This is a genomic window from Acidobacteriota bacterium, assembly GCA_012729555.1.
In the GTDB taxonomy this organism is placed as follows: domain Bacteria; phylum Acidobacteriota; class UBA6911; order UBA6911; family UBA6911; genus UBA6911.
Map to the genome: position 1 here is coordinate 1 of JAAYCX010000048.1, position 17,062 is coordinate 17,062.

The window sequence follows — 17,062 nt, forward strand, 5'->3', positions numbered from 1 at the left end:
AATTTCCCGTCCCTTGGGTTGCCTTCCGGTTTTTCCCTTTTTTAACCCTGTTCTCTCTAGTATATGGACGGTCGATGTACCACCCGGCCGGACAACCCGTTTTATTGCCGTTCTTTAGGTTCCCCCACGGTGGTACCCGGAGCTTCCTTGATTTTTCGGATAATCCGCGCCATCATCCGCGCAACATTGGGCTGAGCAATCCCCGTTTCCTCCGCAATCTCCCGCTGCTTCAATTCACCGCCGACATTCACGGCAACCGCAGACGCAAACTTCCGGACCCGTCAGGGCTCGGGGGTCGCTCCCCACTCCTACCCCGCCGAGCATGTGAATAGTGCGGTCGCTCAAGAGCCCCATGGCGACGGCCTGATAGACTCCCGGCAGAATCCTGTTCCTGCTGCCGTTGAGCAAGTGCGCCTCCCGGAGTTCGCGCATACACTCGGCGTCAAGCTCGATCTCCCACCCCGGCGTCAATACCTTGTGTCCCATAGCTTCCGCCTTTCTCGGGGTCATTCAGGCCGCCCCGGTTGCCTTCGGTTGCTATCTTGTTTATACGGTTTTCTTCTTGACAATGCAAACGCTTTTGGTTTATTATCCGTTGAAACTTTTAAGGGTCGGCTTTAAGGGAAAAACGTTTAATTGAAAGGGGTGGGATCATGGGACGAAAACGGGACGCAAGCGCAGAGATCCGGCGGGCCGCACAACGGCTGTTTATTGAGTTGGCGAACCTGAGAAGCCCGGGATGGTTCCAGGGGAAGGGCGTGATCCCCATGGCGAAGGTGGCGAAGGTCTACGGCGCGAAGGGCGACAATTCCCTTGCGGGGAATCCCGTGCAGCCGGTCATCCGCGTGCTGCAATCGGCCCTTGGCCCCGGCTCCCCATCGAAGGAGGATCTACTGGCAATCGAAAAGATGTTGAATGCGCCAGTGGAGATCGGGCTCCATGATGTCAAGGGGCGCTTGTACCTGGACCCGGAGACCTCCCTCCCGCGCAGGGTGGCCGAGGCCGCCGTGGGGTACCTTAACCTGCTGGCGATCACCCCGGACGCCGAAGGGTTCGTGGGCGTCTGCCCCGCCTGCGGTGGCGTCTACTTGAAGCGCCGGACGGACCAAGTCCATTGCACCCCCCGGTGCCGCTTCGCCGTTTGGGCGTCCGAGAAGGGGAATGAATACTTCGCCGAAAAGGCCCGGGAGAATCGGGCCGCGAAATCGAAGCAGAAAAAGGCCCGCCGAAAACTGTAGTGAAAATCGTAGTGAAATAGGGTTAGGAAGTAGCCTAAAATAGCCGAAAGCAGCCTAAAATAAAGGAAGGCCCATAAACACGAAAACCCGCATGGATAGCGGGTATCGTTGTGTTTTGAGGGGTTTACGAAATAGCGTCCGGGGAGCTTAAAAGGCAGATGCTCTGCCGACTGAGCTAACGGCCCCCGTGTCGGGTTGCGTGCGGCGTCGGGTGCGGCGCGGCCGGCGTCGCCGCAACGGGGGGAAGAGTAGCACGCACCCGCGCCCGATTCAAAGGGTGATTTGATTATTTCGGCGCGGGCGCGGGCTTCTGCCGCGTCAGGCTGACACGGCCGTAGGTCGAGCGCATGGAGACGATCTGTCTTCCCGACCCGAGCTTCAGTTTCGCCAGTTTGCCCGGGCCGTAACGCATGTCCTTGACCTCGACGGGAAAATCGGTCTGGATCCCCCCGCTGTGGCTGGACATGTCGATCGTCGCGTCGACGTCGGCCGGCGCCTCCACCGCGATGTTGCCGCTGATGGAGGTATACAGGACGTTGTTGGTTTCCCGCGTCCGCTCGAGTTCCCCGCTCACGCTCCCGCTCACCGACGAGGCCATCGCGAACCCCCGGACCTTCTTCATCGAGACGTCGCCGCTGTTGCTCCTGGCCACGATGCGGCCCCTGGCGCCGTCCATCTCCACCCTGCCGCTGAAGGACCAGACGTTCAGGTGATAGTCGATCCCGCGCGGGACGCGGACATCGAAATCGACGCTGGCGTTCCCCTTCCCGAACTGGAGGTAGCGGGGAAAAATCTCGACACGCCCGGGGGTGCTGTTGTCCTGGATCCGGAGGAATTCGCGGTCGGGGCCGTTGATGGTCGCCGCCACGTGGACCTCCTTCCCCTCGCAGGCCGAGACCTTGATGGTCCCCGAAGTGTTGCTGATGAAGATCTGACCGAACGGGGGGATGGAGTGGCTCTTGTCGTAGTCCCGGGCCGCCTGCTGGGAAGGGGCGGGGGAAACTCCCGTGAGCATTGCCAGCGCCAAAAGGATGTCGAGCCGCATAGTCAAGGTCCCCCGTATGGAATTAGATACCCTATCCCGGCCGATTTATCAAAGGATTCCCGGCAGGGGGCGGGGCTTTCGGGGTCCAGTGCGTCAATCGGAGGCGCCGGCGCGGTGGAGCGGGAGCCACGACTCCAGGCGCGAGTCGGGGGAGACGATAACCGTTTCCGCACGGTCCGGGCCGGTCGAGACCACGCTGATCTCCGTCTCGACCAGGTCCGACAGCCGCCTGACGTAATCCCGCGCCAGGGGCGGCAGCTCCCCGTAATCCCGGATTCCGGCCGTCGGCGCGCGCCATCCCTTGACGCTGAGATATTCCGGTTCACACCGCTCCAGCACCGCCACCTCGGGCGGGAAGGAACGGAGACGCTCCCCCTTGTACCGGTACCCGGTGCAGATCCTGATTTCGTCGAGGTCGTCGAGAACGTCCATCTTGGTGATCACCAGGGAGCCGAGCCCGTTGATCAGCCGCGCGTATCGGACGACGACGGCGTCGAACCACCCGCACCGGCGCGGCCTTCCGGTGGAGGCCCCGAATTCCTGCCCGCGCTCCCGGATATGCTCCCCGATGCCGCCCTGCAGTTCGGTCGGGAAAGGACCCTCCCCGACCCGGGTGGTATACGCCTTGGATATCCCGACCACGCCGTCGATACGGGTGGGTCCGACGCCGGTCCCGGTCGAAGCACCCCCCGCGGTGGCGCTCGACGCCGTCACGAAGGGATAGGTCCCATGGTCCACGTCGAGCAGGGTGCCCTGCGCCCCCTCGAACAGCACGCTTTTCCCCTCGTCGATGGCGCGGTTCAGGATTTCGGCGGTATCGCAGAAGTATTCCTGCAGTTCCCGTCCCAGCCGCGCGGCGCGGGCGCAGATGTCCTCCACCCGGATCCCGCCGGCCGCTTCCGGGAGGAGCGAGTGCTTGACCCGGGCGCTTTCCTCCACGCGGGAGCGCACCGTCCGCGGATTCCCCAGGTCGCATACGCGCAGGCCCCGGCGCGCCATCTTGTCCTCGTAGGCCGGGCCGATCCCCCGGTTGGTGGTTCCGATCCGCTCGGCCCCCCGGCGCTCCTCGTCCCCCTGCTCCGCCAGCCGGTGGTAGTCCAGGATGATGTGGGCCCGGTCGCTGATGAAGAGCCGGTCCCGGCAGCTGATCCCCCCCTCCGCCAGTTCCCCGATCTCCCGCTTGAGGGCTTCCGGGTCGATGACCACGCCGTTGCCGATGACACACAGCTTTCCGGGGTGCAGGATTCCGGACGGAATCAGGTGAAGGACATACTTCCTGCCGCCGGCAATGACCGTATGACCGGCGTTGTGCCCCCCCTGGTAGCGCGCGACTATGTCGAAAAAGGGGGTGAACAGGTCCACGATCTTGCCCTTGCCCTCATCCCCCCACTGGGCCCCGATGACGATTATGTTGGCCATGAAAAATGACACCCGGCTAGCGCGAATGGAAAAGATCGGCCGCGGTCCGCCGCGTGAGTGCGGGCAGCCGCTTCGCAGGCGGCCCCGCCGCGGATGCGGAAGGCGGCTGGCTTACGGGGAGGGCGGCGCTCCCTACCCGTTGAGATGGTTGTCGATCATTTTGGAGATGGCGCCCTGGGTGGTGTTCCCCACGATCTGTTCCTTGACCATGCCGTCCTTGAACAGCAGCAGGGTGGGAATCCCCTTGATATTGTATTTGCCTGAGGTCAGGGTGTTTTCATCGACATTCAACTTCAGTACCTTCGCGCGACCCTCGTATTTTTCGGCGATGGAGTCGACCACGGGGGCCAGCATCCGGCAGGGGGCGCACCAGGCCGCCCAGAAATCCACCAGCACCGGCACAGGAGAATTCAGGACCTCGGATTCAAAATTCTGATCCCCGACTTCGCCAACTTTTTCGCTCATCTCGAAATTCTCCTAACAAAATTTGAAGGTGACGCTCCACCCCGCTAAAATAGAAGCTCATTATGGAAGCGTACACACGCCTTGTCAAGCCCAATGCTCCCGAGGCCAAGAAACGATTTGGCCAGCATTTTCTACGAGATACGGGGGTTCTGGACCGCATTGTCCGCTGGATCGCACCCGCCCCCGGGGACCTGTTTCTCGAAATCGGCGCGGGCACCGGAGCGCTCTCCCGCCTGCTGGCCGGATACGCGGAGCGACTCTGGGCCGTGGAACTGGACCGGGACTGCCTCCCGCTGCTCGAGGACGCGCTGGCACCCTTCCCGGGTGCCTCCGTGATCGGGGCCGATATCCTGAAGTTCGATTTCGGCCTCCTCCCCGCGCCCGGTCCCGGACAGAGACTGCGGGTGGCCGGCAATCTTCCCTACAATATCGCCACCGCCACGATCGGGAGGCTCTTCGACGCCCGCCTCGAGGCGGCGGACATGTTTTTCATGCTGCAGCTCGAGGTGGCCCAGCGGATCGCCGCCCCGCCGGGCTCCAGGCTCTACGGGTACCTGTCCGTGCGCTGCCAGTACCAGGCCGAGGTGCGCATGGGCTTCCGGGTTTCCCCCTCCTGCTTCGTCCCGCGCCCCGCGGTGTCCTCGGCCATGATCGCCCTGACCCCCCGCGCCGGGCGCCGCGGGCCAGGCTGGGAGGCCCATTTCGACCTCCTCTGCAAGGGGGCCTTCGCCCATCGCCGCAAGACCCTCGGCAATTCCCTCTCGCTCCACCCGGAGCTGGGAAAAATCGCCCCGGCGCTGCTGGAAGCGGCCGGGATCGACGGCAGGCGCCGGGCCGAAGACCTTTCGGTGGAGGAGTACGTGCGGCTGGCCTCGGCGTTCCATGATCATTTCGTGCCTTACGCCGCCGATCCGGGTGTTTAACAAAAGGCACGTCTGGGCTATACTGCGCCCTTACCTGGAAAGACATCGTGAGCGAAGACAAAATGGAACTCGTTCCCCTGGGCGGCCTGGGGGAATTCGGGATGAACATGATGGCGGTCCGCTACGGGGAGGATATCCTGGTCGTGGACGCCGGCCTCATGTTCCCGCGTGAAGACCTGCTGGGCGTCGACCGGGTGATCCCCGATTTCGCCTACCTGTTCGAGCACCGCGACCGGGTGCGCGGGATCGTGCTGACCCACGGTCACGAGGACCACATCGGGGCCCTCCCCTACCTGCTCGAAGACTTTTCGATCCCGGTGTACGGAACCCGGCTGACCCTGGGCCTCCTGCGCGGCCGGCTCAGGGAGAGCGGCCTTCTCGAACACAGCGATCTCAGGCCCGTCCGGGCGCGCGACCTCCTGGATTTCGGGCGGATCCGGGTCGAAATCCTCGCCATGACCCACAGCCTCGCCGACAGCATCGGGCTGGCGATCACCACCCCGGCGGGCACCGTCATCCACACGGGCGATTTCAAGCTCGATTCCGCCCCCCTCAACCGCTCCGTCACCGACTACGCCCGCATCGCGCAGCTCGGGGAGGAGGGGGTGCTGGCCCTGCTCAGCGACAGCACCAACAGCGAGCGGCGCGGTTTCACCCCCCCGGAAATCAACGTCCGGAGCGGCCTGGAAGGGATCTTCCACCTCTGCCGGCGCAAGATCGTCGTCGCCTGCTTCGCTTCGAGCATCCACCGGATCCAGATCGTCCTGGACCTTGCCCGGGCCTTCGGCCGCCGGGTCGCGGTGCTCGGCCGCAGCATGAAGGACAACATCCGGATCGCCTCGGAGCTGGGTTATCTCACCGTCCCCCCGGACCTCCTGCTGGAACCGGGCGCGGCGAAGACGATCCCGGACGAGGAGCTGCTCGTGCTCTGCACGGGGAGCCAGGGGGAGCCCCTGGCCGCGCTGACCCGCCTCGCCTTCGACAAGCAGAAGGATATCTCCGTCACGCCGGGGGACGCCGTCATCCTCAGCGCGCGCGTGATCCCCGGGCACGAGGGAAGGATCTCCCGCCTCGTCAACCATTTCTGCCGCCGGGGAGCGCGCGTCTTCGACGAGGGGCACTGGACGACGCACGTCTCCGGGCACGCCAGCGCCGAGGAGCTGAAAATCATGCTCAACCTCGCCCGCCCCAGGTTCTTCGTCCCCGTCCACGGGGAATACCGGCAGCTTTTCGCCCACACCCTCCTGGCGCGTGAAACCGGGATCGACGCGGAAAACATCCTCCTGGCCGAATCGGGCGACATCATCGAGCTGACCCCCTCCGGCATCCGCGTCGCGGGCAAGGCGCCGGTCGGACGCCGCCTGATCGATTCCGGCGGCGTGGCGGAACTGGACGAGGTCGTGATCGGCGACCGGCAGCACCTGTCGGAGGAGGGGGTGGTCCTGGCCGTCGTCGCCGTCAACAAGGGGACCGGCGCCGTCGAGAGGGTGTCCGAACTGATCAGCCGGGGCCACATCCAGGAGGCGGAGGGGGCCGCCTTCCTGGCCGAGGCCCGCCAGGCCGCCTTCCTGGCGCTCGAGGAGTGCAGCGAAGAGGAGCGCCGCGACTCCGGGGTCCTCACCGAGGTGGTGCGGGTCGCGCTGAAAAGATACTTTCGCAAACGGACGGGAACGCGGCCCATGATCGTACCCGTCATTATCGAAGTCTAACCGACCAGGATCCTCCTATGCCGGGTGAAACCAAGAAAAGACACGAATTCATCGGGGTGACGCTGCTGATTCTGGCGGTCCTGCTTCTCCTCTGCCTCCTGACCCACGACCCCGGCGACGCCAGCCTGAACACCCTGACCACGGATGGCTCCATCGAAAACAAGGCCGGCCGGCTCGGAGCCCTGGTCAGCGACATCCTCTACCAGGTTTTCGGGTTCGCCTCCTTCCTGCTCCTGGTCCCGCTCTCGGTGCTGAGCTGGAAGTTCGTTTTCGGCCGGCCGCTCGCGGAGCCCTATCTCAGGGCGCTCGGTTTCTTCCTGCTGATCTCCGGCAGCGCCGCGCTGCTCCAGCTTCTTCCCCTCCCCGAAGGGAGCCTCGATTTCCATCCGGGCGGACTGCTCGGGGTGCTGGCCCTCCGCCTGCTGCTGCCGAACCTGAACCAGACCGGCACCTTCATCGTCCTCGCCGGGGCGCTCGTTCTCGGCATTCTCGCCGCCACCCCCCTCACCCTGGCCGGGAGTTTCTCCCGTTTCGGGCTGAGAATACGCCTCCCCCGGCTCGACCTCGTCGGGCGGTGGCGGCGGTGGCGGGAGAACCGCCGGCCGGTGCGGGCCGTGGTGAACATCAAGCCCCCGGCCCAAGCGCCCGCGCTCACCCCCCGGCCGGAACCGGTAAAGGCGCCCGTCGCGAGCGCGCCGCCGCGGGTAGCCCCGCGCCCCGCCCCCGCCGGCGAAGAGCCGAAGGAGGCGCCGGCGGCGCACGCCGACCGCTCCCGGGCACGCAAATTCGCCCTCCCTCCCGTGGACCTGCTCGCCGCGGGCGAAAACCCCTTCCCGGTCGACGAGGCGGAGCTGATGGAACGCGCCCGGCTGATCGCGGCCAAATGCGCGGAGTTCGACGTCAACGGCCAGATCACGCAGATCCACCCCGGTCCCGTGGTGACGACGTTCGAGTTCAAGCCCGACGCCGGGATCAAGTATTCGCGCATCACCGGCCTGGTGGACGACCTCTGCCTGGGGATCAAGGCGGAGTCGATGCGGATCGACCGTATCCCGGGCAAGGCCACCGTGGGAATCGAGGTCCCGAACGTCCACCGCGAAATCATCGTGCTGCGGGAACTGATCGACTCCGACGCCTTCCGCAAATCCCCCTCGAGGCTGACCCTGGCGCTCGGCAAGCTCATCAACGGGGTCCCCTACATGGCCGACCTGGCGAAAATGCCCCACCTGCTGATCGCCGGGGCCACGGGGGCGGGAAAGAGCGTGGCCCTCAACTGCATGATCACCTCCATCCTGTACAAGGCCGCCCCCGAGGAGGTGCGCTTCATCTTCATCGACCCGAAGCGCCTGGAACTCGGCCTGTACGCCGACATCCCGCACCTGCTCACCCCCATCGTGACCGATCCCGCCGAGGCCGCCAACGCCCTCCGGTGGGCGACCAACGAAATGGAAATCCGCTACAAGAAGCTGGCGCGCCGGGGGGTGCGCAACATCGACCAGTACAACACCTATATCCGCTCCGCCGGAGCCCAGCTGCCCCTGCTGGATGACGCCCCCCCGGAGGGGGAGCTGGAAAAACCCCTTTCCTATATCGTGCTCGTCATCGACGAGCTGGCCGACCTGATGATGGTCTCCGGCCGGGAGGTCGAGGAATCGATCTCCAGGCTGGCCGCCATGGCCCGCGCGGTGGGGATTCACCTCATCCTGGCCACCCAGCGCCCCTCGGTCGACGTCATCACGGGCATCATCAAGGCCAACTTCCCCTCCCGCATCGCCTTCAAGGTCGCCTCCAAGGTCGACAGCCGCACCATCATCGACGGCAACGGGGCCGAGCAGCTCCTGGGGAACGGCGACATGCTCTTCATCCCCCCGGGAACCTCGCGCCTCACCCGCATTCACGGCGCCTACGTCAGCGAGAAGGAGGCGCAGGCCATCGTGGAGCACCTGCGCCGCCAGGGAGTCCCCTCCTACGACGATTCCATCCTGACCTACGGGCAGCAGGAACTGGACGAGGCCGGAAACCCGGTCGACGGATCGACGCAGGATCCCCTGTACACCAGCGCCGTCCGCGTGGTCGTCAGCGAGGGACGCGCCTCCACCTCGCTCCTGCAGCGAAGGCTCAGCATCGGGTACGGCCGTGCGGCCAAGCTGGTGGACATGATGTTCCACAACGGTCTGGTGGGGCCGGCCGAGGGATCCAAACCCCGGGAAGTCCTTGTGGGACTGGATTTTCTGGACAGGCTGGAAGAACCGTAGGCCCCCCGCCCCTTCTTGACTTGACCCGGCCTTCTGCTACACTGGAGTCAAGAAGCGCCCGCCGCACGGCGCATTGAGGCTGGCCATGAACGCACTCAAGGCAATGTCCCTCGGGCTGGTTCTCCTCCTGCCATCGGTCCTGGCCCTCGGAGACACCCAGGACCGCCGGAGGAGCCGACCGCCCACATTCAAGGTAGGGGTGGAAACGGTCTTTATCAAGGTCGCCGTCACCGACCCCATGAACCGCTACGTCACCGGCCTCGAAATGGACCATTTCCGCGTCTACGAGGACAAGATCGAACAGGAAATCTCCTATTTCAGCCAGGAGCCGGCGCCCGTGAGCGTGGGCCTCATTTTCGATATCAGCGCCAGCATGAAGGACAACAACAACATCCGCAAGGCCAAGAGCGCCATCACCCGCTTCCTGCAGTCGGAAAACCCCGAGGACGAATGCTTCCTGGTCACCTTCAACGACCGGACCAACCTGGCCCAGCCTTTCACCGAGGACGGCGGCACGATCCAGAACATCGTGGCGCTGCAGAAGCCGGGGGGGAGCACCGCGCTTTACGACGCCGTGTATATGGGGCTCGACCAGGTGCGGCGGGGCAGGAACGAAAAGAAGGCGCTGATCGTCATCACGGACGGCGAGGACAACAGCAGCCGCTACTCCCCGGGCGAGGTACGCGAATTCGCCAAGGAGTCGGACGTGCAGATCTACGGCATCGGGGAACAGGGGAAATTGGGCTACGGTTACTCCGAAATCCGGAACATCGTAAGTCTCACGGGCGGCCGGGCGTTTTTCCCCACCAGTTTCAATGAACTCGACTACTACATCGACCTCATCCATGCCGAACTGCGCAACCAGTACCTGATCGGATATTCCCCCACCAACAGGGCCCACGACGGGAAATGGCGCCGCATCACCGTCAAGCTCGACACCCCCCAGGGCCTCCCGAAACTGGCCGTGCACGCCAGGGAAGGATATTATGCTCCGAAGAACTGAACCGTCGCCGCGGACCCGTTTCCTGATTTTGCCCCGGGTCGCAGCAGCCATACTTTGTGCTTTTTTTATCTGCTTTTGCACTATATATGCTCAGGTAACACCTGAAATCACCAAGCAGGAGCCTTCCGGGTCCCCGTTCAAACTTGGAGTCAGCGTCGATCTGGTCGTGATGCACACCTCCGTCTATGACAAGGAGGGGCATTTTGTCACCGGGCTCGAGCCGGCCAACTTCAGGATCCACGAGGACGGGAAGGCCCAGGAAATCGCCGCCTTCGCCCAGGAGGACGTTCCCCTCAGCATCGGCATTCTGCTCGATGTGAGCGGCAGCATGCGGCAGGAAATAGAACAGGTCAACGGCGCGGCCCTGGCCTTCATCGAGGCGAGCCACGCCGAAGACCAGGTGTTCGTGATCGGGTTCAGCGACGAGGTGGAACTGCTGCAGGATTTCACCAGCGACATCGACGAGGTCCGGGATTCGCTCGAAAACACCGTCGTCGCGGGGGGCACGGTCCTGTACGACGCCATCTACCTCGGGGTGCAGAAGGCGCAGTCGGGAAGCCGGGGAAAAAAGGCGGTGGTCGTCATCACCGACGGCGAGGACAAGGACAGCTATTACAAGCTCGAGGAGCTCGTGGCCAAGGTGCAGGAGGCGGACGTCCAGGTATTCTGCGTGGGCTTCATCGAGGAGGTCCCGACCCGGAGCCTGTTCGGCCGCTGGTCCAACATCGGGGCGAAAAGGGTCATGGACGCCATGACCCGGATCACGGAGGAAACCGGCGGAAAGGCCTATTTCCCGCAGCGGATTTCGGAAATCCACGCCATCGTCGCGGAAATAGCCCGGGAATTGAGGACTCAGTACAGCATCGGCTACATCTCTTCGAACAGCGCGCGGGACGGCTCCTTCCGCCGCGTGAGGATCCAGCTGACCGGAACCGGGGACCGCGACCTGCGCGTCCGCCACCGCAGGGGTTACTACGCCCCCTCGGGCGCGTCCGTGGCGGCGGACGACTGAGCCCCTTCTTTCGTGCCCGTCCCGGCCGGATACGACCGGAACCGGTCCTTCTCCTCCGCGCCGAGCACCTCGTTGCCGCTCCCGGTGCGGTACCCCTCGAGATCCAGCGTCACGTACTTGTAGCCGAGGCCCTTGAAAGCCGAGGCGAGCCGCGCAGCCATGGCCGGATCCAGCGCCTTCGCCAGGTCCTCCGGCCCGAATTCCAGCCGCACCAGGTGTTCGTGGTGCCGGACGCGGAAGATCCCGAAACCCATCCCCCGGAGCGCCTCCTCCCCCCGGTCCACGATCCGGAGGGCCTCCTCCGTAATCGGCACGCCGTAGGGGATGCGGGAAGCCAGGCAGGCGGAGGCCGGTTCATCGGCCGTAGGCAGGCCGTGCAGCCGCGACAGGGCGCGGATCTCGCTCTTGGCGAGCCCCGCTTCCACGAGCGGGCTGCGCACCCGGTGCTTCTCCGCCGCGCTCCTGCCCGGGCGGTAATCGGCAAGGTCGTCGGTGTTCTGGCCGTCGAGCACCACGGCCCCGAACTCCCGCGCGACCTCTTCCAGCTGGGCGAACAGTGCGTCCTTGCAATGAAAGCAGCGGCTGGAGCTGTTGGCGCAGAATTCGGGCAGCGTCATTTCCCGCGAATGGACGATCCGGCGATGGAGCCCGTAGCGGCGAGCAAAACCGTCCGCCAGCTCCCGCTGGTGGCTGGAAAGGGAGGCGCTCTCGGCCGTGACGGCCAGAGCCCGTTCACCCAGGACCCGGTGCGCCCTGAAGGCGAGATAGGCGCTGTCGACCCCCCCGCTGTAGGCCACCACGGCGCGCGCGATGCGGGCGAGAAGTTCGTCGAGCTTCCTTTCCTTTTCCCTTGGATCGGTCATGGTTCCCGCCGGTGAAAAAAAACCCCCGCGCACCGGTGCAGGCACGGCGCGCCTGCGTGGCGGCGGGGCTTCCGCTCGAGCGGAAAGAGAGCGGGGCTAGAAATCGTCCTCGTCGTCGTCGTCGTCGTCGTCGTCGTCGTCATACTCCTCGTCGTCGTCCCAGTCGTCGTCCTCGTCGTCGTCGTCAAAATCGAAATCGTCCTCGTCGTCCGCGGGGGCGAGATCGAATTCCAGGGGATCGAGCGAAATCACCTCGAGCTCCACCCCGCATTCGGGGCAGGTGATGATCTCGCCCACTTCTTCGATGTCCTCTTCGATAACGGCATCGCATTCCGGACAGTAGCTCACAGTGTACCTCCAGTCCAAGCATTCCGGGAGACCGGGGTGACGCCTGACGGCGTCACCCCGGGAATTATTAGCACCGCCCTATTTCAAGGTCAATTCAATTTGTCTCGGGCGCGCTTGCCCGGAATCCTCATTGTGCTACCATTTCAGCGGGTGAAGCGTCAAGAATGTTTCCCGAAACTTTCCGATCCGCGGGGTGGGCGATGACATACCGAACGGGCGCAATCAAGGGATCCCTGGCTCTGGCCCTGGTCCTGTACATTCTGGGTCACTCCCCCGGCGCTCCCGCCGCAGGCGCCCCCGCCGAAGGCGCCCCCGCCGCGGCGGAAGAAGAGAGACCGCGCGGGAAGACGTCCATATCGGTGGCCGTGGACCTGGTGACGCTGCAGGTGCTCGTGACCGACAACAAGGGGAACGTCCTCACGGGCCTGAAACCGGAAAACTTCAACATTTACGAGGACAAGGTCAAGCAGGAGATCCTCCATTTCTCGGCGGTGGACGCCAACCTCACGGTGGTTCTGCTGGTGGAATACAGCAAGAAGGTGAACAACTTCATCGACGAGGTCTGGGACGCCATGGACTATTTCGCCCGCAGCCTGCGACCCGGGGACTGGGTCGCCGTCATGGGATACGACATGCATACGACCATCGTCAGCGATTTCACCCAGGACCGGCAGAAGATCCACGACGCCCTCCGGCAGTTCAACTACACCACCTGGGACGAGAGCAACCTTTCCGATGCCGTCATCGAGGTCCTGGACCGCACGGAGGAGATCGAGGGGAAGGTGGCCGTCGTTCTGGTCAGCACCGGGCTCGACACCTTCAGCCGCCACACCTACGACGACGCCCTGAAGAAATGCCGGCAGGCCAACGCCTCCATCTACGCGATCGGGCTCGGGCAGTGGTACCGGGCCTATGCGGACGCCCGCGGATGGATCAGCCAATCCGCGAACCTGGATTACCTCATGGGGGACAACCGCCTGAGGTCGTTCGCGGACCTGACGGGGGGGCAGTCCTACTTCCCGCGCTTCAACACCGAACTCCCCGCCATCTTCAACAACATATCTCTTCTGCTCCGGAGCCAGTACAGCATCGCCTACGCGTCCTCCAACACGAAGAAGGACGGCAAATTCCGCAAAATCCAGGTGGAGGTCCAGGCGGATTTGAAGGATGCCAAGGGAAAGCCGGTGAAGCTCAAGGTCCACACGCGCAAGGGATACACGGCCAAAGAGATGTAGGGGGCCATTCCTCTGGCCCGGGCCGGTCCCGGCTGCTATGATACTGCTTCGGAACCAAGCCTATGGCGGACGGGACGGATCACCGGCAGCTCCAGCATCCCCACGGATCGGAATGGGTCAGGCACTGCCCCCGCTGCGGCAGCGGGCTCGAAAGCCGTCGCGTGCACGCGGAGCAGCGCCTGAGGAAGGTATGCCCCGCGTGCGGCTTCGTCTTCTACCTGAACCCCAAGGTGGTAGCGGCGGCCGTGCCGCGCCAGGGCCCGGGAATCTGGCTTGTGCGCCGGGACATCGAGCCGTCCCGCGGGCTCTGGACCTTTCCCGGCGGGTACGTGGACCTCGGGGAAACGGTCCCCGAGGCGGCGGTGCGCGAGGCCTACGAGGAAACCCGGCTGGACATCCGCCTGGACGCGCTCCTCGGCGTCTATTCGTACGCGGGGGCCGATGTCGTCATGGTCGTGTACCGGGCCACCGTCGTCGGGGGAACCGCTTCCCCGACCCCCGAGAGCCGGGAGGTCCGCCGCTTCGACCCGGGCGACATTCCCTGGGGGGAGCTGGCCTTCCCCTCCACGCGCGACGCCCTCGCGGATTACGTGCACCCCGAGGCGCCCCCGCCGGGCGCCCGGAAAATCTCTGTCGGAAAGGAATGAGTGTGGACGCTACCGGAGAAAAGATACTAGTCACCGCTGCCCTCCCCTACGCCAACGGCCCCCTGCACCTGGGGCATCTCGCCGGCGCCTACATCCCGGCCGATGTCTACGTGCGCTACCAGCGCCTGAAGGGGATGGACGTGCTGTTCATCTGCGGCTCGGACGAGCACGGGGTTCCCATCACCATCCGGGCGGACCGGGAAAAGGTGACCCCGCAGGAGGTCGTCGACCGCTACCACGCCATCATGGCGGACAGCTTCCGGCGCATGGGCATCCTCTTCGACAACTACTCCAGGACCTCGCTCCCCCTGCATCACAGGATTTCCCAGGAGTTCTTCCTGACCCTGCACCGCAAGGGGTACATCCGCGAGGAGACCGTGCGGCAGTTCTACTGCGAACCCTGCCGCCGCTTTCTCCCCGATCGTTACATCGAGGGAGAATGCCCCCACTGCCACGCGTCCGGGGCCCGCGGGGACCAGTGCGAGGCGTGCGGACGCTGGCTGGAGCCGGAACAGCTGATCGCCCCGAAGTGCAAGGTGTGCGCCGCGGCCCCGGAGCTGCGCTCCACCCGGCACTGGTATTTCGCCCTCTCCCGCCTCCAGGAGAGCCTCGAGCGGTGGCAGGCGTCCAAGCCCGAATGGAAGAGCAACGTGCGGGAGTTCTGTTCCGGGTGGTTCAAGGAGGGCCTGACCGACCGGCCCATCACGCGCGACATCGACTGGGGGGTTCCGGTCCCGCTGCCGGGGGCCGAGGGCAAGGTGCTGTACGTCTGGTTCGACGCCCCCATCGGTTACATCTCTTCCTCGGTGGAGTGGGCCGAAAAGCAGGGGCGGCCCGACCGCTGGCGCGATTACTGGCTCGACCCCCGGACGCGCCTGGTGCACTTCATCGGCAAGGACAACATCGTGTTCCACGCCATCGTCTGGCCCGCGGCGCTGATGGCCCACGGGGAATACGTCCTCCCCGCCCAGATCCCGGCCAACGAGTTTCTGAACATCGAAGGGCGGAAGATCTCGACCAGCCGCAATTGGGCCGTCTGGGTGGACGATTACCTGGAGGTCTTTCCCCCGGACCCCCTGCGCTACTACTTCGAGGCCAACGCCCCCGAAAACAAGGACGCCGATTTCACCTGGAAGGATTTCCAGGCTCGCAACAACGGCGACCTGGCCGACGTGTTGGGAAACCTGGTCAACCGCTGCCTGACCTTCGTAGAGAAGCACTTCGACGGCCGGGTTCCCCCGGCCGGGACGCTCCAGCCCGCCGACCGGGCGCTCCTCGACTCCGTCGGGCGCTCCGCCGCTTCGATCGGCGCCTCCCTGGAGGAATTCCAGGTCCGGCGCGCCGTCACCGAGCTCATGGACCTGGCGCGCTTGGGAAACAAGTACTTCAACGACGCGGCGCCCTGGAGCGAGCTCAAGAAGGACCGGGATCGCTGCGCATCCATATTGAACACGACCCTGCAGCTGCAGCTGGCGCTGTCGTTTCTCATGGAGCCCTTCATGCCCCATTCCGCCGAAAAACTCCGGCTCATGCTGGGCCGCCCCGCAACCCTCGAGGGAGCGCGCTGGGAGGCGGTCGCCGGGCTCCGGCTCGCCGACGGCCACCCGCTCGGAACGCGCGAGATCCTCTTCCACAAGATCGAGGATCCCGTCATAGAGGCGCAGATGGCCAAACTGGGAAAATGACCCCGCGCCTCCCTACAGCCGGATCTGCTCCACCACGGTCAGGCCGTATCCATGGAGGCCGACGATCTTCTTCGGATGGTTCGTGAGCAGGCGTATCCGGCCCGCGCCCAGCTCCCGCAGGATCTGGGCCCCGATTCCGTAGATCCGCAGGTCGCTGCTGGACTGCGTCTTCGCCGGGAGGGGCGCCGCCTTGGGCGCCCCGTTTTCCCGCGCGTAGGACCGGATCTCTTCCACCAGGGTTTCCCCCTTGTCCTCCTGGCGGAGGTACACGAGGATCCCGTTGCCGCATTCGTTGATGATCCGCAGCGCGTCCCGCAGCTCGCCCGGCGCCCCGCTGCGCAGCGACCCGAAAACGTCGGCCACGGTCGATTGCGAATGCACGCGCACCATCAGCGGAGTCTCCGGGTGGATCTCCCCCTTGATGAGCGCGACGTGGTGGTCCTCGTCCAGCAGGTTTTCGAAAACGACGATCCTGAAATCCCCGAATTCGGTGGGAAACTCCGCCTCGGTGACGGCCTTCACGAAGGTCTCCGTCTTGAGCCGGTAGGCGATGATGTCGGCGACGGTGACCATCCGGATGCCGTGGCGCTCGACGAACTCCCCGAGTTCGGGAACGCGGGCCATGGTCCCGTCTTCGCTCATGATCTCGCAGATCACCGCCGCCGGGCAGAGACCGGCCATGCGGGCCAGGTCCACCGACGCTTCCGTCTGCCCCGCGCGCATCAGCACCCCCCCCGGCCGCGCCCTGAGCGGGAAGACGTGCCCCGGGCGGGCCAGGTCCCCCGGCCCGCTCGCCGGATCGACGGCCGTGAGAATGGTCCGGGCGCGGTCCGCGGCCGATATCCCGGTGGTGACGCCGTGCCGGGCTTCGATGGAGACGGTGAAGGCCGTCCCGAAGCGGCTGGTGTTTTCCCCCACCATCATGGGAATGCGCAGCTGGTCCAGCCTCTCCCCCGTCATGGCCAGGCAGATCAGTCCGCGTCCGTATTTCGCCATGAAATTGATCGCCTCCGGGGTCACCTTGGCGGCCGCGATCGTCAGATCGCCCTCGTTCTCGCGGTCCTCATCGTCGACGATGACGACCATGCGCCCGTCCCGGATCTCCTCTATCGCCTCTTCGACCCTGCTGAATCCCAAAATTCACCTCTGCGCTGAAAAAATGTTATTGTATCCGTTGTCCGGGCCGGAGTCATATAAAAGTGCGGGTTCCCCCGC

Annotated in this window: 15 protein-coding genes; 9 read left to right on the forward strand and 6 right to left on the reverse strand. The window is 65.0% G+C overall.

The annotated features are described in order from the left end of the window. Positions 1 to 758: 758 nt before the first annotated feature. Positions 759 to 1,238: a hypothetical protein gene (locus tag GXY47_09680; GenBank protein ID NLV31413.1), complete on the forward strand. Its 480-nt coding sequence runs from the start codon at positions 759 to 761 to the stop codon at positions 1,236 to 1,238. Positions 1,239 to 1,524: 286 nt separating this feature from the next. Here GXY47_09680 and GXY47_09685 read toward each other — a convergent pair whose 3' ends face one another. From GXY47_09685 to trxA, 3 genes are all read right to left on the reverse strand, one after another. After that, on the reverse strand, positions 1,525 to 2,283 hold the full coding sequence (locus GXY47_09685) for a hypothetical protein (protein NLV31414.1): 759 nt from the start codon (positions 2,281 to 2,283) through the stop codon (positions 1,525 to 1,527). A gap of 93 nt (positions 2,284 to 2,376) precedes the next feature. Then, complete coding sequence (locus GXY47_09690) at positions 2,377 to 3,702, reverse strand: adenylosuccinate synthase (protein ID NLV31415.1); 1,326 nt, start codon at positions 3,700 to 3,702, stop codon at positions 2,377 to 2,379. A gap of 132 nt (positions 3,703 to 3,834) precedes the next feature. After that, positions 3,835 to 4,167: a thioredoxin gene (gene trxA, locus GXY47_09695; GenBank protein NLV31416.1), complete on the reverse strand. Its 333-nt coding sequence runs from the start codon at positions 4,165 to 4,167 to the stop codon at positions 3,835 to 3,837. Between the two features lie 62 nt (positions 4,168 to 4,229). Between trxA and rsmA the strand changes: the two genes are divergently transcribed. The 5 genes from rsmA to GXY47_09720 all read left to right on the forward strand — a co-directional run bounded on the left by rsmA (position 4,230) and on the right by GXY47_09720 (position 11,069). Continuing rightward, positions 4,230 to 5,090 carry a ribosomal RNA small subunit methyltransferase A gene (rsmA, locus tag GXY47_09700; protein NLV31417.1) on the forward strand — a complete coding sequence of 287 codons (861 nt, stop codon included), beginning with the start codon at positions 4,230 to 4,232 and terminating at the stop codon, positions 5,088 to 5,090. Between the two features lie 47 nt (positions 5,091 to 5,137). Then, positions 5,138 to 6,799 (forward strand): ribonuclease J, encoded by a 1,662-nt coding sequence (locus GXY47_09705; GenBank protein ID NLV31418.1) that lies wholly within the window; start codon positions 5,138 to 5,140, stop codon positions 6,797 to 6,799. 17 nt (positions 6,800 to 6,816) lie between these two features. Next, positions 6,817 to 9,054: a DNA translocase FtsK gene (locus GXY47_09710; protein NLV31419.1), complete on the forward strand. Its 2,238-nt coding sequence runs from the start codon at positions 6,817 to 6,819 to the stop codon at positions 9,052 to 9,054. Positions 9,055 to 9,139: 85 nt separating this feature from the next. Beyond that, a complete protein-coding gene (locus tag GXY47_09715; GenBank protein NLV31420.1) occupies positions 9,140 to 10,057 on the forward strand; it encodes a VWA domain-containing protein in 918 nt (305 codons plus the stop codon). Between the two features lie 166 nt (positions 10,058 to 10,223). Then, complete coding sequence (locus tag GXY47_09720) at positions 10,224 to 11,069, forward strand: VWA domain-containing protein (GenBank protein ID NLV31421.1); 846 nt, start codon at positions 10,224 to 10,226, stop codon at positions 11,067 to 11,069. Here GXY47_09720 and larE read toward each other — a convergent pair. Both larE and GXY47_09730 read right to left on the reverse strand, forming a co-directional pair. Continuing rightward, on the reverse strand, positions 11,030 to 11,932 hold the full coding sequence (gene larE, locus GXY47_09725) for an ATP-dependent sacrificial sulfur transferase LarE (GenBank protein ID NLV31422.1): 903 nt from the start codon (positions 11,930 to 11,932) through the stop codon (positions 11,030 to 11,032). The two genes, GXY47_09720 and larE, sit on opposite strands and share 40 nt — an antisense overlap. Before the next feature lie 96 nt (positions 11,933 to 12,028). Beyond that, positions 12,029 to 12,280 (reverse strand): hypothetical protein, encoded by a 252-nt coding sequence (locus tag GXY47_09730; protein NLV31423.1) that lies wholly within the window; start codon positions 12,278 to 12,280, stop codon positions 12,029 to 12,031. A 200-nt stretch (positions 12,281 to 12,480) separates the two neighbouring features. On the opposite strand from GXY47_09730, the gene GXY47_09735 reads away from it, so the two are divergent. The 3 genes from GXY47_09735 (at position 12,481) to metG (ending at position 15,847) form a co-directional block, all read left to right on the forward strand. After that, the gene (locus tag GXY47_09735; protein ID NLV31424.1) at positions 12,481 to 13,515 is read left to right on the forward strand and encodes a VWA domain-containing protein; all 1,035 of its coding nucleotides are present in this window, start codon (positions 12,481 to 12,483) and stop codon (positions 13,513 to 13,515) included. 62 nt (positions 13,516 to 13,577) lie between these two features. Beyond that, the gene (locus GXY47_09740; GenBank protein ID NLV31425.1) at positions 13,578 to 14,162 is read left to right on the forward strand and encodes an NUDIX hydrolase; all 585 of its coding nucleotides are present in this window, start codon (positions 13,578 to 13,580) and stop codon (positions 14,160 to 14,162) included. After that, a complete protein-coding gene (gene metG, locus GXY47_09745; protein ID NLV31426.1) occupies positions 14,159 to 15,847 on the forward strand; it encodes a methionine--tRNA ligase in 1,689 nt (562 codons plus the stop codon). The genes GXY47_09740 and metG overlap by 4 nt, the downstream gene beginning before the upstream one ends. A gap of 12 nt (positions 15,848 to 15,859) precedes the next feature. On the opposite strand, the gene ribB is transcribed toward metG, so the two are convergent. Beyond that, positions 15,860 to 16,984: a 3,4-dihydroxy-2-butanone-4-phosphate synthase gene (gene ribB / locus GXY47_09750; GenBank protein ID NLV31427.1), complete on the reverse strand. Its 1,125-nt coding sequence runs from the start codon at positions 16,982 to 16,984 to the stop codon at positions 15,860 to 15,862. Positions 16,985 to 17,062: the final 78 nt, after the last annotated feature.